10 protein-coding genes are annotated in these 12,749 nt (G+C 69.6%); 2 read left to right on the plus strand and 8 right to left on the minus strand.

The genetic code is table 11. The features are described from left to right. Position 1 precedes the first annotated feature (1 nt). A complete protein-coding gene (locus tag IEY88_RS09425) occupies positions 2-994 on the minus strand; it encodes an aldo/keto reductase (protein ID WP_189154220.1) in 993 nt (330 codons plus the stop codon). Between the two features lie 155 nt (positions 995-1,149). On the opposite strand from IEY88_RS09425, the gene IEY88_RS09430 reads away from it, so the two are divergent. Further along, on the plus strand, positions 1,150-2,322 hold the full coding sequence (locus tag IEY88_RS09430; RefSeq protein WP_189154221.1) for a S8 family peptidase: 1,173 nt from the start codon (positions 1,150-1,152) through the stop codon (positions 2,320-2,322). 50 nt (positions 2,323-2,372) lie between these two features. Here the strand turns inward: IEY88_RS09430 and IEY88_RS09435 are convergent, their stop codons facing one another. Beyond that, the gene (locus IEY88_RS09435) at positions 2,373-3,257 is read right to left on the minus strand and encodes a DISARM anti-phage system protein DrmE domain-containing protein (protein WP_189154222.1); all 885 of its coding nucleotides are present in this window, start codon (positions 3,255-3,257) and stop codon (positions 2,373-2,375) included. Positions 3,258-3,434: 177 nt separating this feature from the next. Between IEY88_RS09435 and IEY88_RS09440 the strand changes: the two genes are divergently transcribed. Continuing rightward, positions 3,435-4,607 carry a S8 family peptidase gene (locus tag IEY88_RS09440; protein ID WP_189154223.1) on the plus strand — a complete coding sequence of 391 codons (1,173 nt, stop codon included), beginning with the start codon at positions 3,435-3,437 and terminating at the stop codon, positions 4,605-4,607. Between the two features lie 131 nt (positions 4,608-4,738). On the opposite strand, the gene IEY88_RS09445 is transcribed toward IEY88_RS09440, so the two are convergent. The 6 genes from IEY88_RS09445 to hutH form a co-directional block, all read right to left on the minus strand. Then, positions 4,739-5,620, minus strand: coding sequence for a hypothetical protein (locus IEY88_RS09445; RefSeq protein ID WP_189154224.1), 882 nt, complete (start codon positions 5,618-5,620; stop codon positions 4,739-4,741). 66 nt (positions 5,621-5,686) lie between these two features. Further along, positions 5,687-6,820 (minus strand): imidazolonepropionase, encoded by a 1,134-nt coding sequence (gene hutI / locus IEY88_RS09450; RefSeq protein WP_189154225.1) that lies wholly within the window; start codon positions 6,818-6,820, stop codon positions 5,687-5,689. Next, positions 6,817-8,091: a formimidoylglutamate deiminase gene (locus tag IEY88_RS09455; protein WP_189154226.1), complete on the minus strand. Its 1,275-nt coding sequence runs from the start codon at positions 8,089-8,091 to the stop codon at positions 6,817-6,819. Before IEY88_RS09455 ends, hutI begins: the two co-directional genes overlap by 4 nt. A 333-nt stretch (positions 8,092-8,424) precedes the next feature. Beyond that, positions 8,425-9,594: an allantoate amidohydrolase gene (locus tag IEY88_RS09460; protein WP_189154227.1), complete on the minus strand. Its 1,170-nt coding sequence runs from the start codon at positions 9,592-9,594 to the stop codon at positions 8,425-8,427. Then, positions 9,594-11,234, minus strand: coding sequence for a urocanate hydratase (gene hutU, locus IEY88_RS09465; RefSeq protein ID WP_189154228.1), 1,641 nt, complete (start codon positions 11,232-11,234; stop codon positions 9,594-9,596). The genes IEY88_RS09460 and hutU overlap by 1 nt, the downstream gene beginning before the upstream one ends. Further along, on the minus strand, positions 11,234-12,739 hold the full coding sequence (gene hutH / locus IEY88_RS09470) for a histidine ammonia-lyase (RefSeq protein ID WP_189154229.1): 1,506 nt from the start codon (positions 12,737-12,739) through the stop codon (positions 11,234-11,236). Before hutH ends, hutU begins: the two co-directional genes overlap by 1 nt. Positions 12,740-12,749: the final 10 nt, after the last annotated feature.

Genomic DNA, 12,749 nt, shown 5'->3' on the forward strand with positions numbered 1-12,749 from the left:
ATCACCAGGCGTAAGCCTCCGGCGCCGGCTTCGACCCGTTCGGCCCCGGCGCCGGGAACAACTCGTCCAGCTTCCCCAGCACCTCCGCGTCGAGCTTCAACTCCGCCGCACGCAACGAGTTGTCGAGCTGCTCGATGGTGCGCGGCCCGATGATCGGCGCGGTCACACCCTCCTGGTGCAGCAGCCACGCGAGGCCGACGTTGGCCGGGTCCTCGCCGATCTCGGCGCACAGCTTCTCGTAGGCCTCGATCTGGTCGCGGCTCTTCTCCAGCGCGTCCGCGGAACGCCCGGAAGCGGACCGGGAGACCCCGCCTTCGCGCTGCTTGCGCAACACGCCGCCGAGCAGCCCGCCGTGCAACGGTGACCACGGGATCACGCCGAGGCCGTAGTGGCGGGCCGCCGGCAGGACCTCCAGCTCGGCCCAGCGGGTCATCAGGTTGTAGATCGACTGCTCGGACACCAGGCCGAGGAACCCGCGGGTGCGCGCGGCCTCGGCGGCCTGGGCGATGTGCCAGCCCGCGAAGTTGGACGAGCCGAAGTAGATGACCTTGCCCTGCTGGCGCAGGACCGAGAAGGCTTCCCATATCTCGTCCCACGGCGTGTCCCGGTCGACGTGGTGCATCTGGTACAGGTCGATGTAGTCGGTCTGCAGGCGCTTCAAAGACGCATCGCAAGCGCGGCGGATGTTCAGCGCCGACAGCTTGGTCTCGTTCGGCCAGTCACCCATGCTGCCGTAGAGCTTGGTGGCGACGACGGTCCGCTCGCGGCGGGTGCCGCCCTGGGCGAACCAGTTGCCGATGATGTTCTCGGTGACGCCCTCGCCCTTCTTCCAGCCGTAGACGTTGGCCGTGTCGAAGAAGTTCAGTCCGTGTTCGTGGGCGCGGTCCATGATGGCGTGGCTGTCGGCCTCTGAGGTCTCGGGACCGAAGTTCATCGTGCCGAGGCACAGGCGGGAGACGGACAGGCCGCTGCGACCGAGCTGGGTGTACTCCATGGCCTCCACCCTGCCTCGCGGCGCGGCATTGTGCCACGTGGAGCTGCTCCAGCTCGCCACAGAGTTGACAGTATTGAGGACCAAATTTTCTCACCTGTCATTTCACCCACTCGTGAAGTTACGTTTCATCGCGTTCAAGCCGCAAGGAGGAACCGATGAGAACCAAGACCTGCATTTCCGTCGCATTGTTGGCGACCGCCTTCTGCACTCCCACCGCCAATGCGGCGGAAAAGGATGTCATCGGTACCGGGGACGCTGTTGCGAACAGCTACATCGTCGTCCTGAAGGACGACGCCAAGGTGTCCCCGCAGACCATGCTGAGCAAGTACAAGGGCACGCTCAAGCACACCTACCGGGCCGCGCTCAACGGTTTCTCCGTGCACGACATGTCCGAGCAGCAGGCGAGGCGGCTGGCGGCCGACTCCAGGGTCTCCTACGTGCAGCGCAACCTCCGCACGAAGATCCAGCAGAACCAGTTCAACCCCGTCTGGGGTCTCGACCGCACGGATCAGCGCGCTCTTCCGCTGAACGGCCGCTACACCTATCCCGACCAAGCGGGAGCGGGGGTGCGTGCGTATGTGATCGACAGCGGAATTCGAACCACGCACGTCGATTTCCAGGGACGCGCTTCGCACGGGTTCGACGTCATCAACAACGACCCGATCGCGGATGACTGCAACGGGCACGGCACCCACGTCGCGAGCACGATCGCGGGCCGGACCTACGGCGTCGCCAAGCAGGCGCGGGTCATCGGTGTGAAGGCGATCGGCTGCGACGGGTTCTCGGTCGGTGACAGCATCATCGCCGGCATCGACTGGGTCACCGACAACGGTGTGCGCCCCGCCGTGGTCAACATGAGCGTCGGCGGCTTCGGCGAGGACCAGGGTCAGGCGGATGCGCTCCGGCGTTCGATCGCGGCCGGCTTCACCTACGTGGTGGCAGCGGGCAACGACGGCCGGGACGCCTGCCAGTACTCGCCCGCCGGCATCGAGGAAGCGATCACGGTCGGCGCCACCGACCGCAACGACAACCGCGCGCAGTTCACCTGGCCCGGGTCTTCGAACCACGGCCGCTGCGTCGACATCTGGGCGCCGGGCAGGGACGTCCAGGCCGCCTCGGCCAGGAACGACTTCATCACCGAGTTCCGGAGCGGCACGTCCATGGCCACACCGCACGTCGCCGGCGCCGCGGCGCTGCACCTGGGCGCGAACCCGAACGCGACGCACCAGCAGGTGCGCGACGCGCTCGTGAACAACGCGACCACCACCGCCAACCTGCGCGACCTGCGCGCCGGTTCGCCCAACAGGCTGCTGTACATCGGGAACTAGGGGAACAGGAACCCTCGATGGACAGCTGTGGGAGTAGCGAGCGAGGGCCGCTACTCCCACTCCCACTTGATGCCGTAGACGTGACCGGCCAGGGCTTCGCGCACGACGAGGTGCGTGGAGGCGGTGGTGCCGATCCACAGCTCTCCCGTCTCCACGTCCGGTTCTCCCGGCTCGGAGCGGGAGAAGCCGTAACACCGCGCGGGCACGGCGTCGGGGTGGAACTCGACCTCCAGCACGTAGTCGCGCACCGTGCGGACGAAACTGCGGTCCGCGTAGGAGCTGTCCGCGCCGGGGTCCGCGATGAACCGCAGGTCGAGAAGGGCGGTCTCGCCCGTGCGCAGCACCCGGTCGAGGATGATCTCCGCGACGAGCAGCTTGTGCTCCTCGTCCCTGCGCACCCGGCCCACGCGGCACGACTTCTCGGCGACGATCTCGCCGGGAGAGCGGTCGGTCTCGTCGCAGGTCTTCGCGACGAGGATCCGGTCGACGCCGTCCTCGAACGCCTCCATCACCGTGCTGGAGCGCATCTCGACCTCGCGCCGGTCCGGACCGATCACCACCAGGTCCCGCACGCTGACGTTCCGCCCGGGGTACGGCAGCAACCTGTCGACACGGGCGAGCTCACGGCCGAGATCGATCATGGCCGCCTGCCAGACACCCTCCAGCACCGCGGCGCGCTCGACCCACCGCCCCCGCGGCCGCTTGTCACCGAGGCTGCCGGTCAACGAGCCCGGAGCCACTCGCAGGATCTCCTCGAGGGCGGCGACGGCCTGCAACGACTCCGGGCGTTCCGGACGGCTGCGCCCGCGCCGCCAGTACGACAGCGTCGACAGGCTCACCTGCAGGCCGCGCAGCTCCAGGTGGTGCTGGATCCTCTCCAGACTCAGGCCGCTGGCCTCCACGGCCTTCGTCAACGCCTCGCCGAATTCCTGCACGGCCGAATGCTACGGCCCGTGATCGATTCCGGCTCGCCCAACCACGGCGAGTACCTGAAAACGGTATCGACACAGTTTTGACAGTATTGAGAACCGAAGTTTCGAACCTGTTATCCGAAGCACATGTCGCGTTAGTTTCTCCGTGTTCCCCAGTTCATTCCCTGCCAGGAGGAACTCATGGCTCTTCGGCGTCATGTCGCCATCGCCGCGGCATTGGGCATCGCCTCCACGGCGATGTGGACGCCCACCGCGATCGCCGAACAAGCAGTGCTCCCCGGTGCGGGCGCACAGGCGGTCGAGGGCAGCTACATCGTGGTGCTGAAGGACGGAGCGCGCACCCCTGCCAGCGCGTTGGCGTCCCGCTACCAGGGCAACGTCAGGCACACCTACAGCGCCGCGCTGAACGGGTTCTCGGTCACCGGAATGTCCGAACGTCAGGCGCGGCGCCTCGCGGCCGACCCGGACGTGCAATTCGTCGAGCGCAACACGTTCGCCACGATCCAGGCGACCCAGACGAATCCTGTCTGGGGTCTCGACCGGATCGACCAGGCGAACCTGCCGCTCAGCAAGTCCTACACCTACCCGAACACCGCGTCGAACGTGACCGCGTACGTTCTCGACACCGGAATCAGGAAAACGCATTCCGAATTCGAGGGCCGCGCGAGCGACGGTTACGACTTCATCGACAACGACTCGGTCGCACAGGACTGCCAGGGCCACGGCTCGCACGTCGCCGGCACGGTCGGCGGCAAGACCTACGGCGTCGCGAAGAAGGCCAAGCTCGTCGGCGTCCGCGTGCTCGACTGCAACGGCAGCGGCCCGTGGGACGGCATCATCCGCGGCATCGACTGGGTGACGGCCAACGGCAAGAAGCCCGCCGTCGTCAACATGAGCCTCGGTGGCAGCGGCACGAACAGCTCGCTGGAGAACGCCGTCAGGCGCTCGATCAGCGCGGGCTTCACCTACGTGCTGGCGGGCGGCAACAGCGGCCAGGACGCCTGCAACTTCACCCCGGCCCGCACGCCGGAGGCGATCACCGTCGGCGCCTCGGACCGCACCGACAAGCGGTCGATCTACTCAGCCGGCTCGTCGAACTACGGCAGGTGCCTCGACATCTGGGCGCCGGGTAGCGACATCGTGAGCGCCTCGCACAGCAGTGACACCGGCACGCGGTCCATGGGCGGCACGTCGATGGCCTCCCCGCACGTCGCCGGAGCGGCCGCGCTCTACCTGAGCGCGAACCCGTCCGCGACGCCGGCTCAGGTGCGCAACGCCCTGGTCGGAGCGGCCACGCCGAACAAGCTGACCGACATCAGGACGGGTTCTCCGAACCTGCTGCTGAAGGTCTAGGGACTTGCCGTCGCCGCTCCCCTGCGGCGGCGACGGCCATCCTGGGCGCCCTCGATGCCCACGGCCGAATGCGGCTCGGCCGAAGCATCATCACCACTGGGGGGCGCTTGCGGTGGGAGTGGGAGTAGCGGCTACTCCCACTCCCACCGCACTCCATAGATCCCGGGCTTCGAGTTCCGCACGTGGATGTGCGTCGACGCCGTCGTCCCGATCCACAGGTCGTTCAGAGCGGTCTCCGGCTCGTGCAACGACGGCCGGGCGAACTGGAAACAGCGTGCGGGCACCGCGTCCGGGTGGAAGTCGATCTGCAGCGTGTAGTCGTTCACCGGACGCAGGAACCGCCGGTCGCACACCTCGCTGTCGGCCCCCGGTCTCATCCGGACCACGTAGTCGACCAGAGCCGTCTCGCCCGCTCTGAGCATCCGGTCGAAGAGGATCTCCGCGACGAGGAACCCCGTCGAGTCCTCACTGCGCACCCTGCCGAGCCGGCACGGCGGCCCCGCCTCGATCGACGGCACGCCAAGGTCCGTGGCATCGGCGAGCTGGATCGCGAGGAACCTGTCGACGCCGTCCTCCAGCGCCTGGATCACGCCCGTGCAGCGGTTCGAGACCTCACGGCGGTCCGGCCCGACCACCTGCCGGTCCTGCACGCTCAGGTACGTCGTCGCCGTGGGCTGCAGCCGGTCGATGCGGGACATGACCTCGCCGAGATCGGTGGCCCGCGAGTCCCACATGTCCTCCAGGGACAGTGATTGGTCCACCCAGCGGCCCCGTGGCCGCTTGTCGCCCAGCCGGTCGGTCAGGAACCCCTCACCGAGCTCGAGCAGCTCCTCCAGGGCGGCGACGACCTTCAGCGACTCGGGGCGTTCCGGACGGCTGCGGCCGCGGCGCCAGTAGCTGAGCGTCGAGATGCTGACCTGCATGCCCCTGGCGGCCAGGTGGTGCTGGATGCGTTCGAGGCTGAGGCCGCTGTTGTCGACGGCTTTCGTCAGCGCCTCCGCGAAATCCACCACGAGCACACCGTACGGCCCCGCACCTTCCGCCAATAGGCCCACACGGCGGGTAATGAGACACGTGTCTCAATTGGTGCGTTGCCCCTGTCGCCACACCGAGTGGGTCAACGGAACCCCGGGCCGGTAGGCCAGATGCGTGGTCGAGGGTGCGTCCAACACGTGCAGATCAGCCCGCGCACCAGGCCTGATGACACCGACGTCGGTGCGCCGCAACGCCTGCGCGCCTCCCGCCGTCGCCGCCCAGACCGCTTCCTCGACGCTCATCCGCATCTGCAGGACCGCTGTCGTCACGCAGAACGCCATCGACGAGGTGTACGACGAACCGGGGTTGCAGTTGCTGGCGAGCGCGACCGTCGCACCGGCGTCGAGCAGTGCACGAGCGGGCGGCAGCGACTGGCGGGTCGAGAGGTCGCACGCCGGCAGCAGCGTGGCGACGGTGTCCGACGACGCGAGCGCGTCGATGTCAGAAGCGGAAAGGTACGTGCAGTGGTCCACCGACGCGGCGCCGAGCTCGACGGCCAGCCGCACGCCGGGGCCCTCACCGAGCTGGTTGCCGTGCACGCGCAGGCCCAGGCCCTTCGCCTTGGCCGCCTCCAGCACGGCCTTCGACTGGTCGTAGTCGAACGCGCCCTTCTCGCAGAACACGTCCGCCCAGCGCACGAACGGTGCGACGGCGTCGAGCATCTCGCCGCGGACCAGGTCGACGTAGCTGTCGGCGTCCTCACCCGGCGGCACCAGGTGGGCGCCGAGGAACGTGACCTCGTCGGCCTGTTCGGCTGCGATGCGCGCGGACCGCACCTCGTCGGCCACGTTCAGGCCGTAGCCGGTCTTGGTCTCGATGAACGTCGTGCCCTGCTTGAGAGCCTCGGCGATGTGCCTGCGCAGGACCGCGGCCAGTTCCTCGTCGGTCGCGGCACGGGTCGCGTCGACGGTCACGGCGATGCCGCCCGCGGTGTAGGGCTTGCCGGCCATGCGCGCGCCGAACTCGGCGGTGCGGTCGCCCGCGAACACCAGGTGGGTGTGGCTGTCGACCCAGCCGGGCAGCACCGCGCGGCCCTCGACGTCGACGCGCTCGTCGGCCGCGGGGGCGTTCGAGGCGTTGCCCACCCAGGCGATCTCCGCGCCGTCGACGACGAGCGCGTCACCGGCGGACTCGCTGTTCGTGGTCAGCTCACCGATGCCGGTGATCAGCACGCTCATGCCCACAGCTCCTCGATCGCGTCCGCCAGCAGCCTGCCGACGTCTCCCAGGGTCTCGTGCACGCCACCACTCGCGACCACCCGGCCGCCGACCACGACGGTGTCCACATCGGACGCCGTCGCGGACAGGAGGACCTGCTGCGGCAACGAACCCGCCGTGCGCGGCGTCGAGCAGCTGATCGCCACGAGGTCGCAGGGCAGGCCGGCCTCGATGCGCCCGCCGTCCCAGCCGATCGCCGAGTGGCGGGTCGCCGTGCCGAGCAGCTCGGCCGGCGAGAAACGGCCGCGCTGACCGGTGCGGAGACGTTCGCCGTGCTCCAGGGCTCGGGTTTCCAGCAGCGGGTCGATCACCGCGTGCTGGTCGCTGCCCAGCGACAACGGACTGCCCGCGTCGGCCAGTTCGCGGGCCGGACCGATGCCGTCGGCCAGGTCCGCCTCGGTCGTCGGGCAGAAGCACGCGCCGGTGCCGGACGACCCCAGCAGCGCGATGTCCTCGGCCGTCAGATGTGTGGCGTGCACGGCCGTCGTACGGGATGACAGCGCGCCCGCTTCATGCAGCAGGCCGGTCGGAGTCACTCCGTACGCGGCGAGGCAGGCCTCGTTCTCGGCGGGCTGCTCGGACAGGTGCACGTGCAGCGGGGCGTCCGGAAACGCCTGCGCCACCGTGGAAAGCTCGGCTCGCGGAACCGCGCGGACCGAGTGGATCGCTGCACCGACGTGCATCACGTCGTCGGACTTCAGTTCCCCCACCCGCGAAGCCCACGCCTCGGCCGTGCCGTCGGAGAAGCGCTGCTGCACCTCGTTGACGGGCTGGTCGATGCCGCCCGCGAGGTAACAGGTGTCGAGCAACGTCAGCCGGATGCCGGCATCGGACGCCGCCTCGCGCAGGGCGTACCCGAACTCGTTCGACCTGTCGTGGACGTAGTGGAACTCGCCCACGGCCGACACCCCGGCGAGCGCCATCTCGCCGTAGACCGCGCGGGCCAGCCGGTAGTACGACTGCGGGGTGAGGCGGGAGGCCAGCGCGTACATGCCCTCGCGCCACGTCCAGAACGTGCCGCCGCCGTCATGCGTCCGGCCCCGCAGCGCCCGGTGGAACGCGTGCGAGTGGGCGTTCGCGAAGCCCGGCACGACGATGCCGTGCAACCGGCGCACACCCAGTGGAATCGTGTCCACTGTGGACACCGAGGCGATCACGCCGTTCTCGACCCTGATCAGGACGCGCTCGGCGAGCCCGGTGGGCAACCAGGCCCGCTCGCACCAGAAGTTCATCGGGATTCCTCCGTGGACGCCCCGACCTTCAGGCCGGGAAGGAAAGGAAGTGGGACCCCTGCGGGGCAGGACAAGGACGGGGTTTCGCTCCCTTGCAAAGACCTCTCGATTGGACCGTTTGGCGGAGTGGCCGGTACAGTTGCCGCGCCCGGTCGGCGATAACCAAGTCGGCCGGGTCTACCGCCGGGCTGGTGGGATGTCAGGTCTGTGGAGCCTGTGTAAGACCGTGGGCGGTACACCGTCCCTGTGCTGGTAACCCCAGGCGGCAACGGGCTGTGAAGCAGAAACTCGACCCGCGAGGGAAGAATCTCCCTGATTCAGCTGGGAGAGAAGTCAAGAGCCGAGGTGTTCGATCGTGGCGGCTAGAGCCTTGACGCCACGATCGACGTCGGCCTGCTCCGCGAACTCCGCCGGCGCGTGGCTCACACCGGTGGGGTTGCGCACGAACAACATCGCGGTCGGCGCGTGCCCGGCGAGGATGCCCGCGTCGTGGCCCGCGCCGGTCGGCAGCGCCGGAACGCCGCCGAGCGCGCCCGCGATGTCGTCCCGCAACGCGGAGTCGAAGTACACCGTGTCGCCGTACGACTCCTCGGTGATCCGCAGCTCGCAGCCCTCCTCCTCGGCGGCCTGACGAGCCGCCTCGGAGATCTCCGCGACCATCGCACGGGTGCGTGCGTCGTCGCTGTCCCGCGCGTCCAGCCAGACGTCCACTGTGGACGCGATGACGTTGGTGCCACCGGGGTTGGGGACGAGCCTTCCCACGGTGGCACGTCCGCCACCCCTGGCCGCCTTCCTGGCGGCGAGGACGAGCTGCGATGCCGGGAGCATCGGGTCACGACGGTCTTCGATCAACGTCGCGCCGGCGTGGTTGCCCTCGCCGGAGAACGTGAAGCGCCACCGGCCGTGCGCGAGGATGCTCGAAGCAACACCCACCGGCACGGTCAGGCCGCGGCCCTGTTCGACGTGCAGCTCGACGAACTGCCCGATGCGCTTCAACGCCCGTTCGTCACGCCCGACCAGATCGGGGTCGTAGCCGGCGGCCTTCATGGCCTCGGCCAGGGTCACCCCGTCCGGGTCCTTGAGCCCCAACGCTTTCTTGGGCGAGATGGCGCCGGTGAGCAGCCTCGACCCGAGGCAGGCGACACCGAACCGGCCGCCCTCCTCCTCGGCGAAGACCGTGATCGCGAACGGCCGGCCGGGCGTGAACCCCTTGGTCTGCAGCACGTCAACGGCCTGCAGCGCCGACGTCACCCCGAGCGGCCCGTCGAACGCGCCGCCGCCGGGCACCGAGTCCAGGTGACTGCCGGTGACGAGCGCGTTGTCGCCGCGCTCGCCCCACCAAGCCCAGAGGTTGCCGTTCTGGTCGGTCTCCACGTTGAGACCGCGCCGGACCGCCTGCTCCACGAACCAGTGCCGCAGTTCGAGCTCGGGCTTGTCGTAACCGTGGCGCGAGTAACCGCCGCGCTTGCGGTCCTTGCCGACGTCCGCGATCTGGTCGAGCATCAGCCCTCCATCGGAATGCGCACACCCTTGTCGGCCGCGACCGACCTGGCCTCGTCGTACCCGGCGTCCACGTGCCGGATGACGCCCATGCCGGGGTCGTTCGTGAGCACGCGCTCGATCTTCTGCGCGGCCAGCTCGGTGCCGTCCGCGACCGTCACCTGACCGGCGTGGATCGAGCGGCCGATGCCGACCCCACCACCGTGGTGCAGGGACACCCACGTCGCACCTGAGGCCGTGTTGACCAGGGCGTTGAGCAACGGCCAGTCCGCGATCGCGTCGGAACCGTCGGCCATCGCCTCGGTCTCGCGGTACGGGGAGGCCACCGAGCCGCAGTCGAGGTGGTCGCGGCCGATGACGATCGGCGCGGACAGCTCGCCGGACGCGACCATCTCGTTGAACTTGAGGCCCGCGAGGTGCCGTTCGCCGTAGCCGAGCCAGCAGATGCGGGCGGGCAGGCCCTGGAACTCGACGCGCTCACCGGCCATCTTGATCCACCGGTGCAGCTGCTCGTTCTCCGGGAACAGCTCGAGGATCGCCTTGTCGGTCTTGGCGATGTCCTCCGGGTCGCCCGAGAGCGCGGCCCAGCGGAACGGGCCCTTGCCCTCGCAGAACAACGGGCGGATGTAGGCGGGCACGAAGCCGGGGAACGCGAACGCGCGCTCGTAGCCGCCGAGCTGCGCCTCACCGCGGATCGAGTTGCCGTAGTCGAAGACCTCGGCACCGCGGTCCATGAACCCGACCATGGCCTCGACGTGGTCGGCCATCGACTTGCGTGCGCGGTCGGTGAACTCGTCCGGCTTCGCGGCCGCGTAGTCCTGCCACTCGTCCAGCGGGACGCCGACGGGCAGGTACGCCAACGGGTCGTGCGCGGAGGTCTGGTCCGTGACGATGTCGACGGCGACCTCGCGGCGCAGCAATTCGGGCAGTATCTCCGCCGCGTTGCCCACGACACCGACGGACACGGCCTCACCGGCGGCCTTGGCGGCCAGCACGCGTTCGATGGCACTGTCCAGGTCAGCGGCGATCTCGTCGAGGTAGCGGGTCTCCAGGCGACGCTGGGCGCGGTGCGGGTCGACCTCGATGCACAGCGCGACACCCTCGTTCATCGTCACGGCGAGAGGCTGCGCACCGCCCATGCCACCGAGTCCGGCGGTGACCGTCAACGTGCCCCTGAGCGTGCCGTTGAAGCGCTTGGTGGCGACGGCGGCGAACGTCTCGAAGGTGCCCTGCAGGATGCCCTGGGTGCCGATGTAGATCCACGAACCGGCGGTCATCTGCCCGTACATCGTGAGGCCCTCGGCCTCCAGGCGGCGGAACTCGGGCCAGTTCGCCCAGTCCGGCACGAGGTTCGAGTTCGCGATGAGCACGCGCGGCGCCCACTCGTGCGTGCGCATCACACCGACAGGGCGGCCGGACTGCACGAGCAGCGTCTCGTCGGCCTCGAGGTTCCTCAGCTCGCGGGAGATCGCGTCGAACGACGGCCAGTCGCGCGCGGCCTTGCCCGTACCGCCGTAGACGACGAGGTCCTCGGGACGCTCGGCGACGTCGGGGTCGAGGTTGTTGTGGAACATCCGCAGGGCGGCCTCGGTCGACCAGTTCTTCGCGGTCAGTTCGGTGCCGCGGTCAGCGCGAACAGCCATTACAGGTCTCCACTTCGGATGAGGGCCTCGGCGGCGGCGATCTCGGGGGCGAGGTGGCGGTCGGGGCCGGGCCCCAGGACCGTCTCGCGCAGCTTCGCCACGGCGGCGGCCGTCGCGGGGGCGGGCTTGAGAGGCGCACGCAGGTCGAGCGCCCGTGCGGCGGTGAGCAGTTCGATGGCCAGCACGGTCGTGAGACCGTCCACGGCCTTGCGCAGCTTGCGAGCAGCAGACCAGCCCATCGACACGTGGTCCTCCTGCATGGCGGAGGACGGGATCGAGTCGACGGACGCCGGCACCGCGAGGCGCTTGAGCTCGGACACGATCGCCGCCTGGGTGTACTGGGCGATCATGTGACCGGAGTCGACGCCGGGGTCGTCGGCGAGGAACGGCGGCAGGCCGTGCGAGCGCGAGACGTCGAGCATGCGGTCGGTGCGGCGCTCGGCGATCGAGGCCACGTCCGCGAGCGGGATGGCCAGGAAGTCGAGCGCGTAGGCGACCGGGGCGCCGTGGAAGTTGCCGTTGGACTCGACCCGTCCGTCGGCCAGCACCACGGGGTTGTCGATCACGGACGCCAGCTCGCGGTCGGCCACCGTCGCCGCGTACGCCACGGTGTCGCGGGCCGCGCCGTGCACCTGCGGTGAGCAGCGCAGCGAGTACGCGTCCTGCACGCGGGTGCAGTCCGGGCCGCGGTGCGAGGCGACGATCTCGGAGTCCCGCAGGAACGCGAGCATCCGGGCCGCGGACAGGTTCTGGCCGGGGTGCGGGCGCAGCGCGTGCAGCTCCGGCTCGAAGACGCGGTCGGTGCCGAGCAGGGCCTCGACGCTCATCGCGGCCGTGAGGTCCGCGATGTCCAGCAGCCTGGTGAGGTCGGCGATCGCCAGCGACAGCATGCCGAGCATGCCGTCGGTGCCGTTGATCAGCGCGAGGCCTTCCTTCTCGGCCAGCCGCACCGGTTCGATACCGGCTTCGGCCAGCGCGTCGGCGGCGGGCACGAGCTCGTCGCGGGAGTTGCGGACCATGCCCTCGCCCATCAGCGCGAGCGCGCTGGCCGACAACGGCGCGAGGTCGCCGGAGCACCCCAGCGAGCCGTACTCGTGCACGATCGGCGTGATGCCGGCGTTCAGCATCCCGGCCATGGCGTCCACAGTGGACAGGCGGACGCCGGTGTGGCCGGTCGAGAGCGTGCGCAGGCGCAGCAGCATCAGCGCCCGCACGACCTCGCGTTCGACCTCGGGCCCGGAACCGGCGGCGTGCGAGCGGATCAGCGACCGCTGCAGCTGGGCACGGCGGTCCGGCGGGATGTGCCGGACGGCGAGCGCCCCGAACCCGGTCGAGACGCCGTAGGTGGGGCGTTCGGCCGTGGCGAGCTGTTCGATGTGGGCGCGGGCGGTGGTGACCGCCTCCCGGGCCGCCGCGGTGATCTCCACCGGGGCGCCGTCGCGGGCGACGGCATGAACGTCCTCGAGGGTCAGAGGCTTCGGACCCAGCTCCACCGGTTGTCGCATGGAGACATCA

The sequence above is a fragment of the Lentzea pudingi genome (assembly GCF_014646255.1).
Lineage (GTDB): Bacteria > Actinomycetota > Actinomycetes > Mycobacteriales > Pseudonocardiaceae > Lentzea > Lentzea pudingi.

Excerpts from the sequence above, each read along its gene's own strand:
- IEY88_RS09425 (WP_189154220.1), bottom strand. The coding sequence starts at position 994 with ATGGAGTACACCCAGCTCGGTCGCAGCGGCCTGTCCGTCTCCCGCCTG.
- IEY88_RS09430 (WP_189154221.1), top strand. The coding sequence starts at position 1,150 with ATGAGAACCAAGACCTGCATTTCCGTCGCATTGTTGGCGACCGCCTTC.
- IEY88_RS09440 (WP_189154223.1), top strand. The coding sequence starts at position 3,435 with ATGGCTCTTCGGCGTCATGTCGCCATCGCCGCGGCATTGGGCATCGCC.
- hutI (WP_189154225.1), bottom strand. The coding sequence starts at position 6,820 with ATGAGCGTGCTGATCACCGGCATCGGTGAGCTGACCACGAACAGCGAG.
- IEY88_RS09455 (WP_189154226.1), bottom strand. The coding sequence starts at position 8,091 with ATGAACTTCTGGTGCGAGCGGGCCTGGTTGCCCACCGGGCTCGCCGAG.
- IEY88_RS09460 (WP_189154227.1), bottom strand. The coding sequence starts at position 9,594 with ATGCTCGACCAGATCGCGGACGTCGGCAAGGACCGCAAGCGCGGCGGT.
- hutU (WP_189154228.1), bottom strand. The coding sequence starts at position 11,234 with ATGGCTGTTCGCGCTGACCGCGGCACCGAACTGACCGCGAAGAACTGG.
- hutH (WP_189154229.1), bottom strand. The coding sequence starts at position 12,739 with ATGCGACAACCGGTGGAGCTGGGTCCGAAGCCTCTGACCCTCGAGGAC.